The organism is Methylobacterium sp. Leaf118 (genome assembly GCF_920984675.1).
Lineage (GTDB): Bacteria > Pseudomonadota > Alphaproteobacteria > Rhizobiales > Beijerinckiaceae > Methylobacterium.
Map to the genome: position 1 here is coordinate 117,166 of NZ_CAKLBV010000001.1, position 25,678 is coordinate 142,843.

The 25,678-nt window shown below is 66.0% G+C and carries 19 protein-coding genes; 8 read left to right on the forward strand and 11 right to left on the reverse strand.

Annotated elements, in window-relative coordinates:
- Positions 1-206: 206 nt before the first annotated feature.
- A complete protein-coding gene (locus LW587_RS00525) occupies positions 207-6,434 on the reverse strand; it encodes a DUF4214 domain-containing protein (protein WP_232627718.1) in 6,228 nt (2,075 codons plus the stop codon).
- A 249-nt stretch (positions 6,435-6,683) separates the two neighbouring features.
- A complete protein-coding gene (locus tag LW587_RS00530) occupies positions 6,684-7,274 on the reverse strand; it encodes an imm11 family protein (RefSeq protein ID WP_232627719.1) in 591 nt (196 codons plus the stop codon).
- 416 nt (positions 7,275-7,690) lie between these two features.
- Here LW587_RS00530 and LW587_RS00535 point away from each other — a divergent pair, with 416 nt between their 5' ends.
- Positions 7,691-9,820: a type I secretion system permease/ATPase gene (locus LW587_RS00535; RefSeq protein ID WP_232627720.1), complete on the forward strand. Its 2,130-nt coding sequence runs from the start codon at positions 7,691-7,693 to the stop codon at positions 9,818-9,820.
- Positions 9,807-11,234: an HlyD family type I secretion periplasmic adaptor subunit gene (locus LW587_RS00540; RefSeq protein ID WP_232627721.1), complete on the forward strand. Its 1,428-nt coding sequence runs from the start codon at positions 9,807-9,809 to the stop codon at positions 11,232-11,234. The genes LW587_RS00535 and LW587_RS00540 overlap by 14 nt, the downstream gene beginning before the upstream one ends.
- 97 nt (positions 11,235-11,331) lie before the next feature.
- Here the strand turns inward: LW587_RS00540 and LW587_RS00545 are convergent, their stop codons facing one another.
- Entirely contained in the window at positions 11,332-12,207 is an 876-nt protein-coding gene (locus LW587_RS00545) for a LysR family transcriptional regulator (RefSeq protein WP_232627722.1), read from the reverse strand.
- 132 nt (positions 12,208-12,339) lie between these two features.
- On the opposite strand from LW587_RS00545, the gene LW587_RS00550 reads away from it, so the two are divergent.
- From LW587_RS00550 to LW587_RS00570, 5 genes are all read left to right on the forward strand, one after another.
- Positions 12,340-12,714 carry a DUF485 domain-containing protein gene (locus tag LW587_RS00550; protein ID WP_232627723.1) on the forward strand — a complete coding sequence of 125 codons (375 nt, stop codon included), beginning with the start codon at positions 12,340-12,342 and terminating at the stop codon, positions 12,712-12,714.
- A complete protein-coding gene (locus LW587_RS00555) occupies positions 12,711-14,303 on the forward strand; it encodes a solute symporter family protein (protein ID WP_232627724.1) in 1,593 nt (530 codons plus the stop codon). The genes LW587_RS00550 and LW587_RS00555 overlap by 4 nt, the downstream gene beginning before the upstream one ends.
- Before the next feature lie 23 nt (positions 14,304-14,326).
- Positions 14,327-14,587 (forward strand): tautomerase family protein, encoded by a 261-nt coding sequence (locus tag LW587_RS00560; RefSeq protein ID WP_232627725.1) that lies wholly within the window; start codon positions 14,327-14,329, stop codon positions 14,585-14,587.
- Between the two features lie 25 nt (positions 14,588-14,612).
- The gene (locus LW587_RS00565; protein ID WP_232627726.1) at positions 14,613-14,849 is read left to right on the forward strand and encodes a tautomerase family protein; all 237 of its coding nucleotides are present in this window, start codon (positions 14,613-14,615) and stop codon (positions 14,847-14,849) included.
- 263 nt (positions 14,850-15,112) lie between these two features.
- Entirely contained in the window at positions 15,113-15,550 is a 438-nt protein-coding gene (locus LW587_RS00570) for a tautomerase family protein (RefSeq protein WP_232627727.1), read from the forward strand.
- 115 nt (positions 15,551-15,665) lie between these two features.
- On the opposite strand, the gene LW587_RS00575 is transcribed toward LW587_RS00570, so the two are convergent.
- The 6 genes from LW587_RS00575 to LW587_RS00600 all read right to left on the reverse strand — a co-directional run bounded on the left by LW587_RS00575 (position 15,666) and on the right by LW587_RS00600 (position 21,929).
- On the reverse strand, positions 15,666-16,739 hold the full coding sequence (locus LW587_RS00575; protein WP_232627728.1) for a YeiH family protein: 1,074 nt from the start codon (positions 16,737-16,739) through the stop codon (positions 15,666-15,668).
- 557 nt (positions 16,740-17,296) lie between these two features.
- Entirely contained in the window at positions 17,297-18,001 is a 705-nt protein-coding gene (locus LW587_RS00580; protein ID WP_232627729.1) for a GntR family transcriptional regulator, read from the reverse strand.
- A gap of 179 nt (positions 18,002-18,180) precedes the next feature.
- Positions 18,181-19,170: an Ldh family oxidoreductase gene (locus tag LW587_RS00585; protein ID WP_232627730.1), complete on the reverse strand. Its 990-nt coding sequence runs from the start codon at positions 19,168-19,170 to the stop codon at positions 18,181-18,183.
- 4 nt (positions 19,171-19,174) lie between these two features.
- The gene (locus LW587_RS00590) at positions 19,175-20,116 is read right to left on the reverse strand and encodes a hydroxyacid dehydrogenase (RefSeq protein WP_232627731.1); all 942 of its coding nucleotides are present in this window, start codon (positions 20,114-20,116) and stop codon (positions 19,175-19,177) included.
- Positions 20,117-20,323: 207 nt separating this feature from the next.
- Entirely contained in the window at positions 20,324-21,604 is a 1,281-nt protein-coding gene (locus tag LW587_RS00595; protein WP_269780279.1) for a UxaA family hydrolase, read from the reverse strand.
- A 7-nt stretch (positions 21,605-21,611) separates the two neighbouring features.
- Positions 21,612-21,929, reverse strand: coding sequence for a UxaA family hydrolase (locus LW587_RS00600; RefSeq protein ID WP_232627732.1), 318 nt, complete (start codon positions 21,927-21,929; stop codon positions 21,612-21,614).
- A gap of 286 nt (positions 21,930-22,215) precedes the next feature.
- Here LW587_RS00600 and LW587_RS00605 point away from each other — a divergent pair, with 286 nt between their 5' ends.
- Complete coding sequence (locus LW587_RS00605; RefSeq protein ID WP_232627733.1) at positions 22,216-22,959, forward strand: sulfite exporter TauE/SafE family protein; 744 nt, start codon at positions 22,216-22,218, stop codon at positions 22,957-22,959.
- A gap of 48 nt (positions 22,960-23,007) precedes the next feature.
- Here the strand turns inward: LW587_RS00605 and LW587_RS00610 are convergent, their stop codons facing one another.
- Positions 23,008-24,012, reverse strand: a complete 1,005-nt coding sequence (locus LW587_RS00610) for an ABC transporter substrate-binding protein (RefSeq protein WP_232627734.1) — start codon at positions 24,010-24,012, stop codon at positions 23,008-23,010.
- Positions 24,013-24,043: 31 nt separating this feature from the next.
- Positions 24,044-25,669 (reverse strand): thiamine pyrophosphate-binding protein, encoded by a 1,626-nt coding sequence (locus tag LW587_RS00615; RefSeq protein WP_232627735.1) that lies wholly within the window; start codon positions 25,667-25,669, stop codon positions 24,044-24,046.
- Positions 25,670-25,678 lie beyond the last annotated feature (9 nt).

A 25,678-nucleotide genomic window follows, 5' to 3' on the forward strand; every position in this document is an offset into this window, starting at 1 on the left:
GCCGCCGCGAGCGCTCCACCGCGACGATTGCCGCCTTGATGCCCCGGGCTTCCGGAGAGGTGCCCGTCGAGGGAACGCCCCCCTCTGCCTGCAAAGCGGACACCGAGATAATGGACCAAGCGTCCATAACCCTCCGTGACCGGACTGGATGAACGCAGCCGCCCCGCGATCCGTGGCGGCACGAGGCATTTCGTGCGGCGACACCGTCAATGATGGGCTGCCGCGATCTGATGCTCTTGTGCCATCGGATTTGAGGCCATCGCCGAAGCCCAGGCGGCATGGGGCTGTTCCGACATGGTCGACATCGCCTGAATCATCCTGTCGATACCTGCGGCCTGTCCCGCGTCGTCACTCGACCCTGTGGCGGTCGAAGCGTCGGTCGATGAGAACGAACGCGCCGGACCGCCCATGTAGTCGAGGTCGCCGGCGAGGCCGACCACGAAGTCGCCCCGCGACACCACCCGTTCGCCAAGCAGCGTTGTCCACTGCGACAGTTCCGCAGCCGTCGGTACACGGCCGAGGGCATTCTGGAACATCTGCGTGATGAATTGACTATCGTTCAGCGTTCCGTAGCGCATGTAGAATTCCGAAGAATTCACGGCCTTGTCCGCCAAGGCAGCCTCGGTGTCGGTGCCGGTCAGGATGCCGCTCGCCGCGGCGGCGGCTCCCGCATCGGTCCCGTGCCGCCCCAGACTAGTTACGTAGATCCGGTCGACGATGTTTGCCGCCGCCATCTTGTCGTTGGTGTGCTCCAGGGTGAACGTACCCGAGACGTTGCGGCTGCTGCTCGTCACCGCATGGACATTGCCCATAGTGAGATGTTCGGCGCTGTCCACCAGCGCCGCGGCGACGTAATTGCGTACAATGTAAGCTCTTATTGAAATGTTCAGCCAGTAAGCTAGCTCTGAAACCCTTGCGCTCCGACCATAAGCGTTCTTGTACATTTGCTCGATGCACTGGGCCTCGGTGAGAGTGCCGTAACGTTGTCTGAACTCGCTACTGCGTATGATGCCCGATGCGATCGAAATAAGATCTTTTTTGAAGAGATATTGTTCTCTTTCCAGCGAGGTCGGGTCACGATCCAGTAAGACGTCGAAGATGCGTGCGACACGAGCCCGGTCGGCATCGCTTTGACGCACTGTCTGAAACCCGCCCATGATGGCCGAGTCGTATCCATTCGCCCGATACTGAGCGCCCCGGGCGATGATGATACGGTCGACGCCGTTCTCATCGATCGTGTGGTTGCCTTGGAAGAGAACGCCGTTCGACGTCGCGTCCTGTGCGCCGATATCGTAGGAGCCAGTGCCGTCGGCCACGTGGCTCTCCACTTCGAGGGCATCTCGGCTGCCGTTTCCATCGAAGTCGCGGCTCACCGTTGTGAGGCGCCCGTCGGCGCTGGTCGTGGTTGTGTCGCGTGAGACCAGCGTGCCGCTCGCATCGTAGTAACGCACGTCGATGGTGCGAACACCGCTGCTGGCGGTGTCGTCAGTCCTGACGAGCTCGTTCCTTCCGTCGCCATCGAGATCCTCCTGGGTGACGACGTCCTGTCCGTTCGCCGAAGTGAGGATCACGGTGGTATTTTTGACTGTGGCATCGGCGTATTTCGTCTGGATCGTCTGCGTCCTGCTGCCGTCTGTGTTGAGGATGGTCTGTTTCGAGAACGTCTCGTCGGTCACGCCGTCTCCGTCGAGGTCGATCGTGCTGGTGACCTTGTAGCCGTTGGCACTGGTCGTGGTTGAAACCCGGTCGCGCAGCCTGCCTTTTCCGTTGTAATCGTTACGCGTTTGCGCGGTGGAACCGTCATCGTTGATCCACGAAGTCTGGGTTTGCTTCCTGTCGATGACGGCATCGCCGTCGGTGTCGATGGTGGTGATCTGCGTACGGCCGTCCGCGCTGGTCGTTGTGACGGACCCTTTGTGCCCGGCACTGCCCGTGCCCTGCCAGACCGCGTCGATACGAGACCCGTCGACGTGGACCTCGGTGCTCTTGAACGCGTCCGCCTGACCGTCGCCGTTGGTGTCGCGGTCAATGGTGACGCGGCGTCCGTCGGCGCTCGTCCAGGTCACTTCTCGTTCGGCCAGCGCGCGGTCCTCGATGTCCGTATAGATCCGCGTCGTGGATCCGTCAGCGTTGACCGTGGTCTCGTCAGTGATATGAAAATACCCGACCGGGCCGGCATCGAGTTGAACGGTGCGCTTGAGGCCATGCGCATAATCGGTGATCGTCTGCGTGCTTCCCAGCGCGACGGATCCATCGATCTGTGAGACCAGCATGCTGCGGACCATAGTCCTGCTGCCATCAGCTCTGAGACTCGTTGACTCGAACGCAGTGCGGCCGATGGTGAAGCCCTCGTTAGACCCGGTGACTTTGGTGTTCTTGCTCAGCCCGTCGGCACTTGTCGTGATTTCGATCCTGCTTTGGCTGCCCCGGCTTCCAGGCTGGATATTGGCATCGGCGTTGGTGTCCGTGACGATCTCGGTCGTCGAGCCATCGGCTTCGTAACGGAAGGTCCGGGTCTGGATCTCGTCAACCGTCGCGTCGTTGCCGACACGGAGGGTCCGCGTTGTCGAGAGCCCGTCGGCGCTCCGCGTCACCGTCGTCGTCTGCAACAGGGTATCGTTTGCGTCGTAGGCCGTCGTGGTGTCGACGACATCGCCGTTGCCTGCGACGGTGATCGTCTGCCGCGTGTCCGTGTTCCCGCTGGCGTCGAGATCGGCGGTGATCGTCGTCGCCCGGTGATCCGCACGGATCTCCGTCGTGGTCCAGTCGATCAGCCTGCCGTTGCCGCTGACATGACGGATCGTCTCGCTGGTGCCGCCCATGGCATCCGCGTTGAGGGTCATCACGGCGTTGGTGGTGAGGTCGGTGGAACTGGCGGCGAGGACGTTGCCGTCGAGATCGCTGACGATCGACCGCGACAGGCCGTCATCCGACACGGTGGTGGCGGTGCGGCTCACGACCTTGGCCGTCGCGGTCGGCCCGCCGGCGGATCGGGTGACCGTGGTGGTCCGGCTGCCGTTGGCGTTCAGGACGGTGTCGGAAACGGTTTTCCCATCGACTTTGCCGTCACCGTTCACATCCGTCTGGACGCTCGTCTTCAGGCCGTCGGCGCTGCTGCTGGATTTGGTCCAGGTGCGGAAACTGCCAACGTCATTGGTCGTCTCGACCGTCTCGAGGCGCCGGCCGTCGGAGAGGAGGGTGACCGTATCGCTGCCGTGTTGGTCGTCGCCTCCGAGGGCGTCGACGTTGGTCTCGACCGTCTTGACGAGCCCGGTGTCGTCGGTCGTCGTTGACGTGATGCTGAGGGGGGCGCCGTTGCGCGCGTAACGGGTGACGACGTCCGTGACGGTGCCGTCGGAGTGTTTCCAGATCGTCTCGACGCTGTCGGTCGCACCGTCGCCATTGATGTCGCTCGTGATGGTCGTGATGTTGCGGCCGGCGCTGAGGGTGACGACGCGCTTGCTCTGCAACGTCCCGTCGGCGCTCGTCACGGTCTCGGTCGTGGTCCGCACACCGTCGCCGCCCAATGCGGTCACGCTCGTCGTGGTCAGATCGAAGCCAGATGCTCCGTTGAGGTCGATTTGGCTGATGGTGGTCAGCCCGTCGGCGCTCGTCGTGACCGCGCTCTGACCCGTCAAGATTCTGAGACCGGTGGAATTTTTGGTCGTGACCGTCGCGCTTCCGTCGCTCTTGTTGATCGTCTGCACTTCTGTTTGCCGGTCGAGCGTGCCGTCGCCGTCCAGGTCGGACGCGACCGTTTGGGTCAGGCCGTCCGCACTCGTCGTGGTCACCGTCCGGCGCGTCAACGTCGTGCCGTCGGGCCGGTAGTTCGAGAGCGTCTCTGTGACGATTCCAGAGGCGACGCTCACCTGATCGACGCTGTCGTTCGTCCCGTTCCCGTCCGTGTCCACGAGGGTCGTGCGGGTGATTCCGTCCGCGTCCTTGACGGTGGTGGTTTTGGACAGGACCACGCCGATGGTGCTCAGGTCGGTCGTCACCAGCGTGCGGTTGCCGTCCGCGTCGATGCTGGTGGCTTCCTTGTGGGTGGCATCGAAGGTGCCGTCGCCATTGAGGTCAGACGCCACCGACCGGCTCTGTCCATCGCGGGTGGTCGCCGTCCGGGAGGACGCGCGGGTCGTGCCGTCCCCGTTCTTCTCGGTCACGACCGTGATGATGGCGCCGTCGCCGCTGCGCACGGTCGTGTCCGACACGCGTGTCGTCTCGCTCGTTCCGTCGCCGTCGGCGTCGATCGTCTCGGTTCGGACCGTGCCATTGGCGCTCGTCACGGTGACCGATCTGGCGCGCAGCGAGCCGTCGGTGTTGGTGTCGGTGACCGTGCGGGTGCGGCTGCCGTCGGTGGCGACCGTGGTCGTGTCGTTGGTGACGAGGTCGAAGCCGTTCGCATCGTCGTCGTCGCGCTTCGTGATCGCGGTCCGTCCGTCCGTGGACACCCAGCGCCGGACCGTGTCGATCACGGTGCCATCCTCGTTGAGGTTCTGGATCGTGACCGAGAACGAGTCGTCGTCGTTGGTGACGTCGACCTCCCTCTGGTCGGTGAGGCCGTCGCCGTCGCTGTCGCGGAGGATGGTGACGGTGGCGCGATCGGCGCTCGTCGTCGTCGTGACCTTGTCGAGCAGGATGCCGGAGGACCGGTCGCTCACCGTCTCGACATGGGTGCCGTCGGACGGATCGGTCACGGTGGTGGTGCGCACGCGGTCGATCACCCCGTCGCCGTCATCGTCGAACGAGAGCGTCCGGGTCCGGCGATCGGCGCTGGTGACGAGCGTCGTCTCCGAGATCAGCTGTCCGCCCGAATCGAGCAGCGTGTTCTTGACGGTGACGGCGCCGCTCGCCGCGTAGGTCGTCTTCGACTGGAGGACACCGCCGTCGTCTTCAGCGGCGAAGGACACGGTCGCCGCGGTGCCGCGGGTGCCGTTCGACCGGGTGAAGGTGGTCTGCCCATCGATGGAGGAGCCGTCCTCCATGACGCGCTGGGTCTTGTCGGCGGTGAGGTTGATTTCCTTGATTCCGAGTTGCGCAAGCGTCCGGAGTGCGCCGGTGCCGTCGCTGTAATGGGTCATCAGCCGGAAAGACCCGAACTGGGCGTCGCCTGCGTCGAGCTTGCCGTTGTGGTTGGTGTCGAAGACGTGCGCCAGCGCCTCCATGTCGGTTTCGGCCGTGGCATCCCAATCGGTGAAGACGATCTCGTTGCGCTCGGTGATCTTGCCGTCGCCGTCGGCGTCGAGCGCGAGCACGGCGTCGCCCACCGCCGCCCAGGCGGTGCGATGCTGATAGCCGTCGCCGGCCACATCGAAGAACTTGTTCGATCCCGTCAGGGGCGCAATGTCGACGCCGTCACCGTCGAGATCGAGGATGACGGGGTTTAGCAGTCTGCCGCCCGTTCTTCCGGATGGATTGTACGATCTTGACCGGATCCGAAGCATCAATGGTTCCGACTCATCGTCGCGTTCAACCGAACCGATCCCCGATTCCGGTGACATATCGCCGATCAATGTTGTGCCGCGTCCCACCAATCCCGGGGCGTTTGCGATCCCATTGGGAGAGCCGACAGCTCCTTGGCTCACTCCGCCAATTTCACTGGCGTCGCGTCCCGAATTTCCAGTTTGATTCGGGCCAAGGATAGTGTCGAGCGTGGAAGAAACCATTATGTCGGCACCAGCAAAATCCTGGCTGGTGCCGGCGCTATTTGGATAAGGCACCATAGGTTGCGAGGCGCGACCATTCGGTTCAAGATGTGGGTTGCCTGAGGAGCTAGTGCCGTTGTTTGAGGCTTCACTTGCAGATGCCTCGGTGGCAAGTAGACTGGCCGCGATCATCCCTGCTGCTGCCACAAAAAACCCAGGGGGCGCGGCAAGAATAGCAATTGCAGCTGCGGCAATGATAAGACCGCCCGCCACATAATTGTAATTTATGGTGAATTGATAGTCCGTCATCCGGCCAGATGCTGAGCCAGACAGAGTATTCGGCTTCTGAGCAAAAATGGTCGCGCCTTCAGGAGACGCGGCAGGAAAGCTCTCGGGCAGCGGCTGCGCGAAAGGCGTTCCCGTGAAGCCGGGGTTGGCCGGCAGCGGCTGCGCGAAGGGTGTGCTGTAGGCCTGGGGGCCCGTCGGCATCGCCATGAAGCCGGGCAGGTTTGTGAATTGCGGTGCCTGGGTGAAGCCAGGAAGTGGATCAAAAGAACCCGATTGCTCAAATCTCGATTGAATATTTTTCTGAAACCGAAAGTTAAACTTGTCGTTATCCGTTTTTGTATAAACATTGTAAGGGTCGGTTATCTTGTTCCTGCTTGCATGTAGCGTTCCATTCAACAGGGCTCCTTTGGCAAATCTGGCATATGACTTAAAATCGCCGCCGAGACGCGCTCTGGACGCCGGATCATTCCAAAAGTTCTTGTAATCGTTCGTGTTTTGCAATCTCTGCAATATCTCTTCGATTCCATTTTGATATGACGAATGTGTTCTTCCATTATGACTCGATACTCCAAGTATTTCGGCTACCATATCGTCTACTGGGAGATCGACTTTGTTATAAAACGCATTCTTTAAAAAAATCCTCGATTTTAGAAGGTCTGCCGCCAATCCCTCGTCAAATAGGGTCTGTGGCCAAATGTGATGACCTTGTGTCTTGTACAATTTGTTCTCCTTGCAAGATTTTTGGCAGATTTATCTGCCACAGTTGATAAAAGTTAAGCCTTTTATTTGCTTTTTTTGGCATTTCTCTCTGAATATGTCATTACAAATCACCTTGTGCCAGGCAAACTGCATTCTAAATATGATATTGCTTTGGATTTTTTCTTCCAAAAACAAATATCTTTCTGATCCTATTAAGTTGTAAAGCTTCTTTCCCCCAACGTAGTCAATAGATATGTCGGATTTTAATTCATCGAGCGCATTGATTGTTCTAACTACATCGCAGATCCAGTACTCTCCATCTGATTCATGCCCTTCGATACATGTTCTGCAACTCATGAAAACAAAAGCTTCAGCATCGACAGATTCAAGAAATTCTTTCACTCGATTTGTTATCAGCCAAAAATCCCTAAATTTTTCAAATTCTTTAGGCTTTCGGCCTCTACTTTTTATGTATTTTATGTAAGGCACCTCTTTCGTTGGTGGAAAGCCTCGAACCGACGAGTCTCTAAGGACAAAAGTCGGATCTCCTGAGGTAGATATTGTGGATTCGTTTATTAAAATCAATCCGGGTAAAGATTTGTTTCTATCGTGTGAAACAATAAAGTACTTACGCGCGCTCATGGCTTGGCTTTCCTTCATTCATGTGATGAATTGAATTTTTAAATTAGGCAAATTTATATAATAAGCAATTATTTCAATCAAAAATATGCATCTATTATAATATTAAAAATACATTTTTGTAATTGTGGTGTTGCAACCGTGCTCAGAACTGTATTATGATTTTGGAGTGCTTTAAAATTTTTCATCGTCATGCATTAGCCCCGGCCGCCGGCCTTACCCAGCCAGCGACATATGAGTTGCATGCCACGTTCGCTACTCCGGCCGAGCTCGCCGCGCAAGGATGAAAATCGCGTCTCGAACGTGCTTGGCAAACGCAACCATCATATGTAGAAATCCGGCCACATCGGTTGGGCGCAACCTAATGCGCCGTCCGGTCGATCGCGGAAAGAGCCTTTCCGCGACAGGGGAAAATTTCAATGAAAGACGAAGTCGTGGCCGAGTCAGGACTCGCAGCCCTGGCCGCCGTGCTGCAATTCCACGGTGTTCCTGCCGATCCCGATCAGTTGAGCCATCGCGCGGCCGGCCAGCCCTTCGGGCCCTCTGAGATCGTCCGCGCCGCCCGCGAACACAACCTAAAGGTATCTTTGCGCAGGTGCCGTCCGAACACGCTGCCGTGCCAGGCCCTGCCCGCCATTGTCCGCCTCAATGACAACCGTTACGTGATTCTGGCCAAGGTCGTGGAGCAGACCGTCCTGATCCACGATCCCGTTGCCGGTCAGCCGCGCCTGATGGAGAGGGCCGCGTTCGCGCGGGAATGGGACGGCACCCTGATCCTGTTCGCCCGCCGCGCGGCGCTGTCCGACCTCGGGCGCCGCTTCGACTTGTCGTGGTTCCTCCAGGCGATGCACAAATATCGCTGGCTGCTCGGCGAAGTGCTGCTCGCGTCGCTGTTCATCCAGATCTTCGCCCTCGTCACGCCCCTGTTCTTCCAGGTCGTCATCGACAAGGTGCTGGTCCATCGCGGCCTGACGACCCTCGACCTCCTCGTCATCGGCCTCGTCGTCGTCGGCATGTTCGAGAGCCTGCTGACGGCCTTGCGCACCTACCTTTTCGCCCACACGACCAACCGCATCGACGTCGAACTCGGCGCGCGTCTGTTCCGTCATCTCCTGGCGCTGCCGATCGCCTATTTCGAGACCCGCCGCACCGGCGATTCCGTCGCCCGCGTGCGCGAGTTGGAGAACATCCGCTCCTTCCTCACCTCGTCGGCCCTGACGCTGGTGGTCGATCTCGCCTTCACCTCCGTCTTCCTCGCCGTGATGGCGGCCTATTCGCCGTTGCTGACCGGCATCGTGCTCGCCTCGATCCCGCTCTACGTCGTGGTCTCGGTCGCGCTCGCGCCGGTGTTCCGGCGGCGGCTGGAGGAGAAGTTCAATCGCGGCGCCGAGAACCAGTCGTTCCTGGTCGAGAGCCTGTCGGGCATCGAGACGCTCAAGGCCATGGCGGTCGAGCCGCAGATGCAGCGCCGCTGGGAGGAGGGGCTCGCGGCCTATGTCCGCGCCAGCTTTCGCGTGCTCTCCCTCGGCAACACCGCGAGCCAGACAATTCAGCTCATCGCCAAGGTCGTCACCGCCGCGATCCTGTTCTTCGGCGCGAAGGCGGTGATCTCGGGCGCCATGACGGTCGGCGAACTCGTCGCTTTCAACATGCTGGCCGGCCGCGTCGCCCAGCCGGTGCTGCGGCTCGCGCAAGTCTATCAGGATTTCCATCAGGCCCGCGTCTCGGTCGCGCGGCTCGGCGACATCCTCAATGCCGTGCCCGAGCCCGCCACCCGTCCCGGTGCGGCGGCTCTGCCCGCGATCCGCGGGGCGATCCGGTTCGACCGCGTCACCTTCCGCTACCGCCCCGACGGGCCACCCGTGCTGCAGGACGTCTCGATCGACATCGCGCCGGGACAGGTCGTCGGCATCGTCGGCCCCTCGGGCTCGGGCAAATCGACCCTGACCAAACTGGTGCAGCGCCTCTACGTGCCCGAGACCGGCCGCGTGCTGGTCGATGGGATCGATCTCGGCGTCGTCGAGGCCGCTTGGCTGCGGCGGCAGGTCGGTGTGGTGTTGCAGGAGAACGTGCTGTTCAACCGCTCGATCCGCGACAACATCGCGCTGGCGGAGCCCGGCCTTCCCATGGAGCGGGTGATCGCCGCCGCCCAACTCGCCGGCGCGCACGACTTCATCACCGGCCTGCCGCACGGTTACGACACCCTGGTGGGCGAGCGCGGCGCCTCCCTCTCCGGTGGCCAGCGCCAGCGCATCGCCATCGCCCGCGCGCTCATCGGCGACCCGCGCATCCTCATCCTCGACGAGGCGACGAGCGCGCTCGACTACGAGAGCGAGCGCATCGTCCAGGACAACATGCGCGCCATCGCCCGGGGACGCACCGTCGTCGTCATCGCCCACCGCCTCTCCACCGTACGGCGGGCCGACCGCATCCTGACGCTGGAAGGGGGCCGCCTCATCGAGGATGGCAGCCACGACGAGCTCGTCGTGCGCGGCGGGCGCTACGCCTCCCTCCACCGGATCCAGGGAGGCCTGCATGAGGCGGTCTGACCCGGCCGCGACCGCCGAGGTCGTCGCCTTCCGCCCGCGTCCCGTGTCCCGGAGCGAGGCCGCGTTCCTTCCCGCCGCGCTCGAGATCGTCGAGACGCCGGCGTCACCCCTGGGCCGCGGCATGGCGCTGGCCATCGCCGCCTTCCTGCTCGTGGCCATCGTCTGGGCGAGCCTGGGCGAGGTCGACATCATCGCGACTGCGCAAGGCCGCATCATCCCCACCGGCAAGTCGAAGGTGATCCAGCCCTACGAGACCGGAGTGGTGCGCCGCGTCGCCGTCACCGACGGTGCGGTGGTGAGGGCGGGCGACGTACTGGTCGAGCTCGACCCCACCACGGACGCCTCCGACGAGACCCGCGCCGCCTTCGGCCTGGCCCAGGACCGGCTCGACATCGCCCGCCTCCAGGCCTTGCTCGCGGGCGACACCGACGCCTTCAGCCCCGACCCGCAGGCCGAGCCGCGGCTCGCCACGATGGCGCGGGGGCAGATGGAAGCGCAGGGGGCGGAGCATCAGGCCCGCCTCGACGGACTCGACCGCCAGATCGCCCAGAAGCAGGCCGAGGGCCGTGAGATCCGCATCGCCATCGAGCGGGTCACCGCGAGCCTGCCGCTGCTGACCGAGCAGCGCGACATCCGTCAGAGCCTGCTGGCCAACCAGTACGGCTCGCGCCTGACCTACCTGCAGATCCAGCAGCAGGTGGTGGAGAGCCAGCACGAGTTGGAGGCACAGAAGCAGAAGCGCGAGGAGAACGCCCACGCCCTCGCCGCGCTGGAGCGGCAGAAGGCGGAAGCCGTCGCCGGCTATCGCAAGGGCCTGCTGACCGATCTGGCCAAGGCCGAGCTTTCGGCGAGCGAGCATGCACAGGAAATTCGGAAGGCGGCGCTCCGACGCGAGCTGCGCACCCTGCGCGCGCCGGTCGACGGCACGGTCCAGCAACTCGCGCTGCATACGCTGGGCGGGGTCGTGACCCCGGCCCAGCCGCTGATGGTGGTGGTGCCGAAGGGCACCGGCATCGAGATCGAGGCGGCGCTCCCCAACAAGGATGTCGGCTTCGTGCGCCGGGGGCAGCCGGTCGAGGTCAAGGTCGAGACCTTCACCTTCACCCGCTACGGGCTGTTGCACGGCACGGTCTCGGACGTCAGCCACGACACGATCACGCCGCAGGACGAGGGGCGCGGCATGCGCGCCGAGACCGAGGCGAGCGCCGACGAGACGAGCCGGCAGGCGCGCCAGCCGACCTACCTCGCCCATGTGGCGCTCACCGACCACGTGGTCGCCACCGAAGACGGACCGATCGCGCTGGAGCCGGGCATGGCGGTGACCGCGGAAATCAAGACCGGCCGGCGGACGGTGATGAGCTATCTTCTGTCGCCGCTGGTCCGCTTCCGCCAGGAGAGCCTGCGCGAACGGTAACGGACCGGGGGTGCGGCCATCGATCGACACTCAGGGTCAGAGTGGGCCATTGCAGGGACGGTCTTGCGGCCCTACCCGTCAGCGCGGCGCCGGCCTCTCACGACGCAATGCGCTCTCTCCAATTGTGACTTGTTGAAAACGCGACGAGGTTTTCGAGCCGCTCATCGACCTCGTCCTCGTTCCATTGAAGTTCGATTTCTCGCTCGACGTGAAAATCCCTCACCGTGATGGTGCGGACATCGGCGGAGCCATGAAGCTCCGGCATCAAGGCGAGGCCGAGGCCCGAAGCGACCAAGGCGATCGCGCGATCGTCCTGATCGGTCCTGTAGACGACGTGGGTTCGAATGCCCCGCTCCGACAGCAGTTTCGTCGTGCTCGCAAACGTTTCGCAATGGCTGCGCACGATGAACGGTTCGCCTTGCAGATCATCGAGCGCGATACTGTCACACGACGCAAACCGGTGGCTCAAGCTGACGACGACCGCGTAACGTTCGCGCCGTAGCGTGACGGATCGCACGGCCGCGCCCGTGTCGCCGGCGCTGGTGATCGCCGCGGACAGCTTTCGATCGGCCAGACGGGCGGCGAGCTCGTCCCGTGCGCCGTCGACGAGTTCGATCGTGGTCTCCGGCATCGATCGGCGAAGCCCGATCATCAGATGGGCGAGGTGGACCGTCGGAAGCGTCCGCAGCACGCCGATCCGAAACGGTCGCGTGCTCAAGGAGGCGCGCAGATCGGCCTTCACCCGATGGCACGCCGAGAGGATCTGCCGGGCGGCCTCCAGCAGACGCCGCCCGGCCGCGGTGAGCGTGACGGTGCGCGGCGTGCGGGTGAACAGCTTCGCATCCAGTTCGCGCTCGAGCTTCGCCACGGAGGCGGACAGGGCCGGCTGCGAGACGGCGACCCGCAGAGCGCCTTTCGTGAAGCTGCCGGTTTCGGCGACGGCGACGAAGTGCCGGAGCTGATGGAGTTCCATAGCCATAACTCATACCGATAGGATCGATCAGAACAAACGATTTTGCTTATTTTTCCACCGCTCCTAACCTTTGACAAGGCCGACGCTCGAACGAACCGAGCGCGGTGGTCGGCGTGGGAGGAGCGACGAACAATGACGGTCGAGAGAATGGTCTTGGGCGGCGCGGCGATTCGAAGTCGTGAGCGCCTCTCGGTCGATGCCAGGGACAGAACCGATGCCTATCTGTCCGAGATCATCTTTCGACGTCGACGCGTCGTTCTTCCCTTGTTTTTACTGTCGTTTGCGCTGTTCTGCGCGACCTTGATCGCCTTCGCCTATCTCCCGGACTTGGTCGCGTATCGCGTCTACGGGGTCGTCAATGTCGCCTACTGTCTCGCGCTGATGCAGTTCTGCGTCACCTTCTTGGTCGCGGCCACGTACAGCTACTGGGCGAAGACGGCGCTCGATCCGTTGATCGTGGACGCACATCGACACCTTCTCTCGACCGTCGGGGAGCGGGTACGATGATCGGATCGACACAAGGTCAGGTTCTGGCCACGCTCTTCTTTCTCACCTTCATCCTGGTCAGTCTCGCTCTGACCTTTTGGGCCATTCGCAAATCCAAGAGTGCGAGCGGCTTCTACGTGGCCGGTCGCAGCCTGAGCGGTTGGAAGAACGGTCTGGCGATCTCGGGCGACTACATGTCGGCGGCCTCGTTCTTAGGCATCGCCGGGCTGGTGTCGCTGTTCGGGTTCGATGGGCTGCTCTATTCCTTCGGCTTCATCGTCGGCTGGATCGCCATCGTCCTCCTCGTCGCCGAGCCGCTGCGGAATTCCGGCAAGTACACGATGTCGGACGTCATGGCGTTCCGCTTGCGGGCGAAGCCCGTCCGCCTCGCCGCGGCCGCCTCTTCGATCACGATCGGGCTCTTCTATCTGCTGGCCCAACTCGTCGGCGCCGGTGCAATCGCATCGCTGCTCCTGCCGATATCGCCGAGTGGAGCGATCGTCATCGTCGGATGTCTGATGGTGATCTATGTCCTTTTCGGCGGAATGGTCGCCACGACCTACGTCCAGATCGTCAAGGCCGTCCTGGTCTTCGGCACGACGGCCTTGCTCGCGGTGATGTTGCTCGCGCAGTTCGACTTCAGCGTCGACCAGCTGCTCGGGGCGGCGGCCAAGGCGAGCGGGAAAGGCGAGGCGTTCCTGCAGCCAGGCCTGTATTTCACCAACAAGCTCGACCTAATCTCGCTCGGCTTGGCCTTGGTGCTCGGTACGGCGGGTCTGCCGCACATCATGATGCGGTTCTACACCGTCACCGATGCGCAGCAGGCCCGCGTCTCCGCGAACTGGGTGATCGGGATCGTGGGGCTCTACCTCGTGATGACCACCATTCTCGGCTTCGGAGCGGCGGCGCTCGTCGGCCAGGACCGGATCCGGGCGGCCAGCCCCTCGGGTAACAGCGCGGCGCCGCTCCTGGCTCTGGAACTGGGTGGCGGTCAGGGGTCCCTCGGTGGCGAGGTGCTGGTCGCCTTCGTGGCGGCGATCACCTTCGCGACGATCCTCGCGGTCGTGGCGGGTCTCATCATCGCCGCGACCTCCAACATCGCCTACGACGTCTATTCCCAGGTCATCCGCAAGGGAGAGGCCGACGAGCGCTCCGAAGTGAAGGTCGCGAAGGTGGCGACCGTCGTGGTCGGCGCGGCGGCGATCGTTCTGGCTCTGGCCGCACAATCGCTCAACGTCGCCTTCCTCGTGGGGTTGGCCTTCGCGATCGCGGCGAGCGCCAATCTCCCGGTGATCCTGTTCTCGCTGTTCTGGAAGCGGTTCAACACCTTCGGGGCCGTGGCGGCGTTGCTGACGGGTCTTCTCAGCGCCGTCGGCCTCGTCCTCGTCGGCCCGGCCTCCCTGGGGCCGAAGGGACTGATCCTGCCGCACGTGCAGCCCTGGGTCACCCTGATCAATCCCGGCATCGTCAGCATCCCGCTCGGTTTCCTCGCCGGCTGGCTCGGCACCCTCCTCAGCGGACGGGAGCCGAACAGCGAGCGGAAATTCCACGACCTCCAGATTCGCGCCCTGACCGGCTTCGGATCGGAAGTGAGCGACCGCGCGCATTGAGCGCCCTTCGACAGGAGAACAGCATGCCGATCATCACCTGCGACATCCGGAACGGCCGGACCCGGGAGCAGCGAAGCCAACTCGCCATGGGCCTGACCCAGGCCGTCGTCGAGGCGACCGGATGCGACCTGCACGACGTGTTCCTGGTCATCCGGGAGATGCCCGGGTTCAACTTCGTCGATGGTGGTGACCACGTGCCGGATTACGTGCCGGGGCCCAACGGACTCGATCTCGCGGCCCAGGAGCAGGTCAAGACCAGGATCGAGCGCACTTCCAACGATTGACAGCGTCGAACGAAAGGAACGGATCATGCCCTTCATTCAATGTGACCTCGAAGTGGGTCTCTCGGACGAAGAGAAGCTGGTGCTCGTCAAAAAGATGACCGACGTCACCCACAACGCGATCGGCTCCGCTTACGAGCATATCAATGTCGTCCTGCGCGAGCATCCGACGGCCAACCTCGGTGAGGCGGGACAGCCCGGTCGCGGATTGATCTCCCGCCGGAACGCCGAGCGCGCGAAGGCGGGACCGCGAAGGGTCGCCTGATCCGGGCTCCGCTTGATCAAAGCGGAGCCCGGATCAGTCCAGCCCGCGCGGCGTTTGAGCGAAGCCCAAATCCGCCATCCCGAAGGGATCAACCGGATTTGGTATGACAGCACTGCTGCGCCGAAGCGGTCACCGGTTCGGCGCAGGAGCGCGGGAGACGGACACCCGGCCCATGCCGAGGCGAGGGGCTTGCCGGCAAAGGCCCGTCGATCGGCGCGGCTCAGCCTTGAAGAGCAGACGTTTTCACAGGAGGAAGCGACACGATGCCGACTTACGTATGTTGGGCTGCCGCCGGACGTCTCGGTCCCGAGCAGCGCGCGCAGATCACCGAGTCCATCACGACGATCCATGCAGAGGAAGCGCGCGCGCCGCGTTACTTCGTCCAAGTGATCTTCAATGAAGTGCAGCCGGGGAGCCACTTCGTCGGCGGTTCGGCGGCCTCCGAAGGTCACATCTGGATCCGCGCCGATATCCGAAGCGGGCGGACCGACACGCAGAAGAAGGCCATCCTCGAGCGGATCGCGGCCGCGGTCAGTCGCACCGTCGATGTCCCCCGGGAAGACGTGTGGGTCTATATCTCGGATATCGACGCGGCCGGCGTTCTCGAGTTCGGCGAAGTCCTGCCTCAACCCGGGCAGGAAGATGAATGGTTCGCCAAGCTGCCGGATGCCCTGAAGGAGCGGCTCAAAGCCCTGTCGTGACAGCGCCGTCGCGATCCACCGGCGCGGATCTCGGCCGAGGGTGGGGACCCGCGCCGGTGGATGCCCGCCGTGATCCCGACGGGCGGGCACGCATTTCCCGCGTTGCCGTCTCCGCTCAAGCGATGCCGAGGGCAAAGATCAGCGCGAGACTGACGGCCAGGAGGAGAACCAGGGACGCGGTCACCGCCAGGGTGACGCGGGCGCCGACGCGGGCCAGGACCCGAACGTCCACCCCGAGGCCGAGGGCCGCCATCGAGACCACCGTCAGCACGCCCGCGATCCGCTTGACCGCGGGCGCGATCGCTTCCGGCACGAGCCCGAGGGAGCGAAAGGTGGCGAGCACCAGGAAGCCGATGATGAACCAGGGCACCAGCTTGGAGAAGCCGAGCCGCCGTGGGGCGGCTTTGCCCGTCGTCCCGTCGCTCGGCAGGTGCGGGGCGATGAGCGCGAAGGCGACCACGACGGGGCCGAGCATCAGCACCCGCACGAGCTTCACCAGCGTCCCGACCTGCGTGGCGAGCAGGCCCACCGGCACGGTGGCGGCAAGAACCTGCGGGACCGCGTAGACGGTCAATCCCGCCAGAACCCCGTATTGGTGTTCGGTGAGGCCCGCCAGCGGCACGAACAGCGGCAATCCGAGCACCATCAGGACGCCGAGCACGGCCGTGAAAGCGATCGCCGCCGTCACGTCCCGTGCATCGGCACCGATGACCGGTGCGACCGCCGCGATGGCCGAGTTGCCGCAGATGGCATTGCCGGCCGCCACCAGGATGGCCATGCGCGTGGGCAGCCCGAGGCATCGGCAGATGCCGTAGCTGGCGGCGATCGCGAGCAGCACCGTCGCGACGATCCCGGTGAGCAGGGCCGGGCCGGAGGCCAGGATCGTCCCGAGGCTGATCGAGGCGCCGAGGAGGACGACGGCGACCTCCAGCACCTGCTTGGCCGAGAAGGCGATGCCGGCCCGATAGCGCTCGCCCGGCACCCAGACGGTCCGCAAGGCGATCCCGAAGAGGATCGCGATGACCAGCGCCTCGATATAGGGATGGCCGGTGAGACGCTCCTCCACCGCCTGCACCGCGAGCGCCGCCGCCGTGATCGCGAGGCAGACCAGAAGACCGGGCAGAAGCGACACGGATTTGCCGACGAAGGCGCCGAACGGTGCCTCCTTCGCAGACGCCTCGGCGGTCATCGGGACGGTCTCGCGCGGCAGGGGAAGAGCATTCTACGGGGCGCCTTCATCGGAGGACAACGGTTTCCTTCTCGGCGAAACATCGAAAGCCCGCATCCATTGCCGGGGCCCGGCGCCGACGCGATCATACCGGCCATGTCCGTGCCCCCCGACCCGTCGCCGTCACCCTTCGATCCCTTCGGTGAACCGGTCGATGCGCGCTGCCTCGCATCGGCCGCGCCGGTGAGTCATCGGGCCCGATCCGTCGCCCTCGCGGTCTTCTGGGGCCTGGCTCTCCTGTTCGTGGCAGGGCGCACGCTCCTCGCTCCGCAGGCCATCGCGCCGGCGCCTGCGCAAGTCACGGAACAGGTTGAGGGTCAGAGCTCGGCACGGGGCCCCGCCGCCGTCGGGATTCCGTAGCGCCCGGTCCCGATCCTCTCTCGATCCTCGCCTCCGGGACGATGCTCACAAGTGTCGGGCCACATCGTCCTTTTCCCGAGAAACGCCGCCCCTCCCGCGACGCACCTACGCCGACCGTTTCGGGGACGGGCGCCGATCGTGCGGGGCCGGTGCCCCGATCAGCGCAGGACCGAGCGGTAGTGGACCTCCTGCGTCAGGCAGGTCGAGAGACGCCACTCGACCGGCCGATCCTCCAGATCGACGGCGACCCGGTCGATCTCGAGGGCCGGCGTTCCCTGCGCCACCTGAAGCAACCCGGCCTCGCGCTCCGCCAGCGCGACCGCCTTGAGGCGCTCGTTCGCCGTCGCGATCGTGATGCCGTAGCGGATCGCATAGAGGCTGTAGAGGGTGTTGGGCAGTTCGAGTTCCGCGATCCCCGGGAACAGGCCGGCCGGCACGCTGATCGTCTCGCTGACGCAGAGACGTCCGTCGATGGCGCGCACGCGCTCGATCCGCACCACGCGGGCGGCGCGGACGAGATCGAGACGCCCGCGCTCGTCGGCGCTGGCGGTGGCTTCCGTGATCGCTCGCACTTGGCTGGTCGGCATGCCGAGGCCGTCGCCGTCCGGCCGCAGCTTGAAGAAGCGGAAGACGCTCTGCTTGTCGTCGTGGTCGGCCACGAAGGTGCCGCGGCCCTGGCGGCGCACCAGCAGGCTGTCGGCGGTCAAGGCATCGAGGGCCTTGCGCACCGTGCCCTGGCTGACCCCGAGTTCGGCCGCCAGCTGCCCCTCGCTCGGCAGGATCTGGCCGGGTTGCCACACGGCATCGGCGAGGCGCTTCAGCAGCGTGTCGTAGACCTGCCGGTAGAGTGGTCGAAAGCCCACTCCGTTGCCGCGTCCCGAAACCGGCTGCCCATCTCCTGACCGTTCCATCGCGTGACGACGCTGATCCCCACCTGCGGGTAGAGCGTCGAAGGATGTGTCCAGCACCTCTCCCTCCTCTGGCTTACGTCGGCCTGTTCTTGGGAGCAATCACAGGCTCTTTCTTCACACAGGCGATCGGTTCACAGCGCCCGGATTTCCGTGAGCAGGGCGTCGGGAACGCTCAAGCCCTCCGCGGCGGCGCGGCGGCGCAGGGCGAGGCGCCGGGCGCCCGGAAGCCGCGTGCCGTCCTGCGCCTCGATGGAGGCGGCAAGCGCGGCGAAGCGCGCCGGACCGTCGGGGCTCAGCGCCGTCGCATCGAGGGCCAGGATCAGCTGGCCCGTGCCCGGCGGATCGCCCTCGGCATCGAGGAACGAAGAGGCCTCTCCGGCAAAGCGCGCGCCGACGAGCCCCGCGGCCAGGAGTTCCACCATCAGGGCGAGCGCCGTGCCCTTGGCGTCGCCGAGCGGCACCATCGTGCCGGCGAGGGCGGCCTTCGCGTCGGTGGTCGGGCGTCCCTCGGCGTCGAGCGCCCAGCCCTCGGGGATCGCCTCCCCCCGCTTGGCCGCTCCGACGATGTTGGCGCGCGCCACCTTCGACAAGGCGAGGTCGACCACCAGGGGCGCCCGGTCCGGCAGCGGACAGGCGAAGGCGAGCGGGTTGGTGCCGAACACCGCGCGGGACCCGCCCCAGGGTGCCATCGCGGCGGGGGTGTTGGCGAAGAGAAGCGCGAGGCAGCCCTGCGCCGCCAGCGCCTCGACCGGGCGGCCCGCCGCGCCGCAATGGTGCGAGCGGCGGATGCCGGCCGCGGCGATACCCTGCTGGCGGGCCAGGTCCGGCAAGGCCTCCACGGCGAGGTCGATGGCCGGATAGGCGAAGCCGTGGGCGGCATCGATGGCGAGGAGGCCCGGCCTCCGACGTTCCAGGCGCGGCTGCGCGTCGCCGACGACCTTCCCGGACCGCACCTGCGCCCCGTAGGCCGGCACGCGCGACAGGCCGTGGCCCGTGAGCCCTTCCGCCTCGGCGCCGACCAGGGCACGGGCAACGCTCGCCGCAGGGGCCTGCGCCGTCCCGCATCGGACGAGGGCATCGGCAGCGAGCGCATGGGCCTCTGTCAGGGACAGGATCGGCATGGGATCAGCGCTCCGCGAGGTGCCGGCGCACGGCCCGGGCCGTGACGGCCGAGACCCGCACGTTCGATTCCCGGGTCACGCCGGCGATGTGCGGGGTCAGGATCAGGTTCGGGACGCCCGCGAAGACGGCGCCGCCTTGCCCGTCCAGGGGCTCCTGCGCGAAAACATCGAGCGCCGCGCCGCCGAGATGGCCGGACCGCAGGGCGGCCGCGACCGCCGCCTCGTCGACGATGCCCCCACGGGCCGCGTTGATGAGCACCGCGTCCCGGGGCATCCGGGCGATCGCCGCGGCATCGATCAGGCCGCGCGTGGCGTCGGTCAGCGGCACGTGCAGCGAGAGCACGTCACTGTCCGCGATCAGCGCATCGAGAGTGACCCGCGCGACCGGGCCATGAGCCGGCCGCCAAACCGCATCCTCGGGCGCGCAATACGGATCATACGCCGCGATCGCCATGCCGAGCGCGGCGGCGCGGCGTGCGGTCTCGCGGGCAATCGCGCCGAAGCCGAGGAGGCCGAGGCGCTTGCCGGCGATCTCGCGGCCCATCAGGGCGTTCCGTGGCCAGGTCCCCGCGGCGACTTCGACACTCGCGCCGTAGGCGCCGCGCAGGAGCAGGAGCGCGCAGGCCACCACGTATTCGGCGACGGCTCCGTCATTGGCCCCCGTGGCCGGGTAGACCGCGATGCCGCGGGTGCGGCAGGCCTCGACGTCGATGTTGTCGAGGCCGACGCCGAGACGCCCGACCACCTTGAGGTCGGGCGCGCGCGCCAGCAGATCCCCGCGCAGCTGGGTTCGATTGCGCACGATCAAGCCGTCGGCCCCCGCCAAGGCCGCCACCAGGGCCTCGGGACGGTCGACGAGGCCGGGATCGTACACGACCTCGAAGCCGGAGAGTTCGGCGGCGATGGCAGCCTCGTCCATGAACTCGCTGATGACGACCTTGGACATGGTGGGCTCTCTCGCGCTGTGCATCCGACCGCCGGAGCCGCGCCGGCGGCCCCAGCGCAGGTCCGTCGGCCTGCGCCGGGAACGGGCGCTTCCGACCAAGTGGTACGGGATGGGAGCGATGGTCCTGTTCCATGCGTCCGGCCGACGCCCGACGCCGCCCCGCCGCGGGGGCCATCGACGATGCGTCCCCCTCATCGCCGATCGGCTTCAGGCGCTGCGGTACAGTTTCGTCATCACGAATTCCCGGTGGCCGAGCGCCTCGGCGGCGGTCAGCCGGCCGTTGGCCGTGCGCACCACCATGTCGATGAGCGCGTCACCCGCTTGCGGGATCGTCATCTCGCGGGTGAGGATCCCCGAGACGTCGACGTCGATATGCTCGCCCATGGTGCGCACCGTGCGCGGATTGCCGGTGATCTTGATGACCGGGACGATCGGATTGCCGATCACGTTGCCTTGGCCGGTGGGAAAGGTGTGCACCACGTAGCCCGCGGCCGCCATCAGGGTCACGCATTCGGCTGCCGCCGAGGACGTGTCCATGAAGTAGAGGCCGGGGCCCCGGGCGGGTGCCTCCGCCGGCTGCAGGGCATCGATGAAGCGGCACTCGTGGCCGATCTTCTCGAGGTTCCCGAGGGCCTTCTCCTCGATCGTGGTGAGGCCGCCCACGATGTTGCCCTTCGTCGGCTGCGAGTCCGACAGGTCGTCGGTCTTGTGGGCCTCGATCACGTCGTCCTGGTAGGCCTTCCACATGGCGAACCATTTCTCGGCGATGTCGGGGCTCGCCGCCCGCTCGCGGCAGAGATGCTCGGCGCCGGTGATCTCCGAGGTTTCGCCGAAGACCCCGTAGATCCCGTGCGGGATCAGCTTGTCGTACATGTTGCCGACGGTGGGGCAGGAGGCGAGGCCCGTGGTGGTGTCGGACTCGCCGCATTTCGTCGAGACCCAGAGGTCCGAGATCGGACATTCCTCGCGCTGCAGCTCGGTTGCCCATTGCACGAAGCGCTTGGCCTGGTAGCTCGCCTTCGCGATCGTCGCGATGTCGCCGTGGCCCTCGATCCCGAAGCCGATCACGGGCTTGCCGGTCTTGGCGATGCCTTCGACGACCCGGTTGGTCCACTGGTCCTCGATGCCGATCACCACGACGGCGGCGACGTTCGGATTCGCGCCGATGCCGATCAGGGTGCGGAAGTGGAGGTCCAGGTCCTCGCCGAACTGGAGCCGGCCATAGGCATGGGGCAGCGCCATCGTGCCCTTGATGGTGTTGGCCACCGCCTCGCAGGCGGCGTTGGAGAGATCGTCGAGGGGTAAGAGCACGACGTGGTTGCGCACGCCGACGCGGCCGTTCTCGCGGCGCCAGCCCATGAATGTGGCCGCCTCGTAATCGGCCGAGGCGCGCGTGGTCGAAAGCGCCTTCGTGGCGAACTGATCGGGCGCGCCGCCGATGAAGGGCGTGGCGATCTCGTGTTCGAGCTGAGCGGATTCCTTGAACATCGTCACCTCACCAGCGCTTCGTCTTGACGTTATGAACGTGGACGTGCTCACCTTTGGCGACGTCCTTGATGACCTTTCCGATGTCCTGGCCGTACTTGATGGCCGTATCGCCGGCCTTGAGATCCGTCAGCGCGACCTTGTGGCCGATCGGGATGTCGTGCCGCACATGCACCGAGAAAGGGGTATCGGTCTCGGTCACCACCCCGAAGGCGTCGGTGTTCGCCGAGAGGCCCTCGACCACCGCGACGGCGACGTTGTCGTCGGGGGAATGGGCGAGAAGATGCGGCTTGCGGCGTCCCGCGCCGGCTTCGGCGTGGCTGCTCATGCGGTCCTCCTGCTGACGGTCGTCGGCTCTTAGCGGCGACTAGTCTTATATAAGACGCATAAGTAGAGGGAGGTCAACGCCCGATCTCCGGGAAAGGCCGATCGCGTGCGTGAATGAACGGCTGGCAGAGTGGGGTGGCTCGGCCGTCACCGGATGCGCCCGATCACTCGGCCTTGTCGCGGATCAAGTCTTATATAAGATATATTCCAAACACAGCGCCGCGGAAGGCGGTCGGGGGAAGGCGGGTCATGGCGGTGCAGGCGACCGGCTCGGTGGAGCGCGCCCGGTGAACGAGACGGTCCTCCTCGTCCTGTGCATCGGCGTTGCGGGTCTGATCTCGGGGCTGACGGGCTTCGCTTTCGCCCTGATCGCCTCGGGGACGCTGTTGTCGATCCGCTCGCCCGTGGAGGCGACCGCCCTGGTTCTGGTCTGCAGCACCCTCTCGCAGGTGATCTCGATCCTGCGCCTGCGGACCTGGCCGCCGCGGGGCACCGCCTTCGCGATGATCCTGCCGGGCCTCGTCGGCGCGCCGATCGGCATCCACTTGCTGCACGGGCTCGACCCGCAATGGATCAAGGTGGCGATCGGCGCCTTCCTGATCCTCTACAGCGGCACCGTCGCGCTGCTGCGCGCCGATTACCGTGTCGGATTCGGCAACACTTGGAGCGATGGCGCGGTCGGGTTCCTGGGCGGCGTGCTCGGCGGCATCGCGGGTCTCTCGGGCGCGCTGCCGACGGCCTGGAGCCTCGTGCGCGGGTGGGAGCCCCGCACCCAGCGGGCGGTCTACCAGAGCTTCACCCTGGTGATGCAGGTCTGGGCGCTCGCGATCCTGCTCTGGCTCGACCCGATCCCGCCGGACCTCGTCGGCGACCTCGCGCTGGCGCTGCCGGTGGTTCTGGTGAGCGTGCTGGCCGGCCTCTCGCTGTTCGCCCGGATCGACCAGCGGCGCTTTCGAACGATCGTTCTGGCCCTGCTCGCCGCCATCGGGGTGACGACGACGGCGCTGGCATTGCCGGGGTTGCTGGGGTGAGGACGGGGCGCCGCCTGGTTCCTTCATTCGGATACGGAAGATCCCGGTTCAGCTTCCGTCCCGCCCATGCACGCCCGCGAGGAACAGGTCGCGCCAGCTCTCCGGGCGGCGGCGGATCGTGCCGGTGCGGTGCATGAAATCGGCGACCTTGCCGATCGCCTGCGGCGTCGCGGTGAAGCGCACCTGCGGGTTGCTCAGGATCTCGGTGATGAGGCCGACATCGCTCGCATCGCGGGCGAGCCGCACATAGGCGCGCGCCGCCGCCGGGGTGTCGGCCTCGATTGCGGCGAGGGCCTCGTCGAGAGCGGCCGCGAAGGCGTCGCAAACCCGGGGATTGGCCGCCGCGAAGGCGGCCGAGGCCCAGACCACGTTGAAGGTCGAAGGCTCGCCCAGCACGTCGAACGTGTTGAGCACCGTGCGGATGCCGGGCCGGCGCAGTTCCAGCTCCTGGATCGGCGCGGCGGTGAAATGCGCGGTGATCTCGTTGCCGGCGAGCAGAGCCGCCATCCCGTCCGGATGCGACAGCGTGACGGTGAGCCGGTCGAGTTCGTTGCGGCGGGCGGGTCCGAGTTCCTTCTCGGCCGCCATCTGCAGGAACATCGCCTGGACCGAGACCTTCACGGCGGGCAGGGCGATCTTGTCCCGGTCGGTGAGATTCGCGAGCGTGCGCACCCGCGGGTTGTTGGTGTTCATCAGAAGCGGCATGCTGTTCATCGCCGCCACTCCCTTCACGGCCATCGCCGTGCCCTCGGTCTTCGACCAGATCAGGATGAGGGGCGGCACGCCGCCGGCCGCGAACTGGATCTGCCCGGAAAGAAGCGCGTCGTTCATCGCGGCCCCGCCCGCGAGGGTGAGGTAGCGCGCCTGAAGCCCCGCCACGCCGCGGGCCGCCGCCGCCTTCTGGAGCAGGCCCTGCTCCTCCATCAGCATGAGCGGCAGATGGCCAAGGCTCGGCTGACGGGCGATCGTCACCCCGCCGACTTCGGCGCAGGCCGGGTACAGACCCGCCCCGAGCATACCGGCCGCACCTGCCAGAACGTCCCGTCTGCGCATGATCCGCTCTCCCACGGGCGCGTCGCGCCCCTCAGCGCGCCCGTCGGATCACCGGGGCGGGCACGCTCTCGATCATCACGTTGAGGCAGGCGGGCCGCCCGCTCGCATGGGCGGCCTCGAGCGCGGCCGGCAAGGCCTCCGCCTCCGTCACCAGCGCGCCGAATCCGCCGAGCGCCTCCACCACCGCGTCGTAGCGGGTGGGACGAAGGTCGCAATGGCCGGTGCGCTCGGGGCCGTACTGCCGCAGCTGGATCTGGTGCTCGGCGTTCCAGCGGGCGTCGTTGCCGACCACCGCGATGAAGGGGACGCCGTAACGCAGGGCGGTGTCGAACTCGGCCATGTGAAAGCCGAAGGTGCCGTCGCCCAGCACCGCGACCACCGGCGCGCCGGGGCGCTGGAGGGCGGCGGCGATCGCGAAGGGGATCGAGGCGCCGATCGTCCCCGAAACGCCGTTGATCAGCCGCCGGCCCGACCGCACCAGGGCCTGCGGCCATTGGCCGATCTCGCCGCCATCGCAGATCAGCGTGGCCTCGGGGTGGCCGGAGAGGAACCCGCCGACCGCCCGGCACAGCGCGACCGGGTGCAGGCGTCCCGTCCGGGCCGTGAGCTGCGCCCAGGCCGGCGGGCGGTACGCGAGCGCCCCGCGGGTCTCCCGGTGCCAGTCCGCGTGGCGGGGGAGGGCGCCCGCGCCCGCGGTCAGGGCCGCGAGAAGCGGGCGCGGATCGGCTTGTCCCGAGACGACCAGCCGCTCCGTTGGCGCGCGGGCGAGCAGGGCCGGATCGGGATCGATCACGGCGAACCGGCAATCGGGCGCGACGGCCGGCGCATCCCCGAAGCGGAGGGTGAAGTCGAGGGGCTTGCCCAGCAGCACGAGGAGATCGGCCCGCGCCAGGATCTCGGCGAAGGCGCCGAGCGTCGGGTCGTTGACGCCGCGCGGGCTCTCCATGCCGATGACGGGCAAGCCGAGCCGTTCCTCGAGCATCGCCATCGCGTCCCGGCCGGCGGCGTCGCAGAGGGCGGGACCGCCGACGAGGAGGGGGCGCTCGGCTGCCGCGATCGCACCGAGGAGATCGCCGACGAGGTCCGGCGCGGGCGCGACGGGGCGGGGCGCGGCGGCGTCAGGACCGGGGATGCGCACCGCCTCGGCGGGGATGGCCCGCTCCAGGAGATCGACCGGCAGGCTGAGATGGACCGGACCGGGCCGGCCCTCGCGGGCGATCCGGAAGGCGCGGGCGAGGTCGCCCGCAAGCCCGGCGACCGCGTTCGCGGTCCACGAGGCCTTCGTCGTCGGGCGCGCGATCTCGGCCTGGGCCAGCTCCTGGAACGCGCCGCGCCCGCTTTCCGCGACGCCCGCATGGCCCGAGAGCAGCAGCACCGGCGATTCCGCGGCGAGCGCCGTGAACAGCGCCGCCGCGCCGTTCGTATGCCCCTGCCCACCGGTGACCAGGGCGACGCCGACCTCGCCGGTGAGCCGGCCCCAGGCATCCGCCATGTGGACGCAGGCCGCCTCGTGGCGCGTGTGGATCACCGCGATGTCGGTCTCGAGCAGCGCGTCGAAGACCGGCATGATGTGGTTGCCCGACAGGGTGAAGATCCGGGTGACGCCGAACGCCGCCAGGGTCCGGGCGACGATGTCGGCGCCGCGCAAGCGGTCCATCGCTCTCCT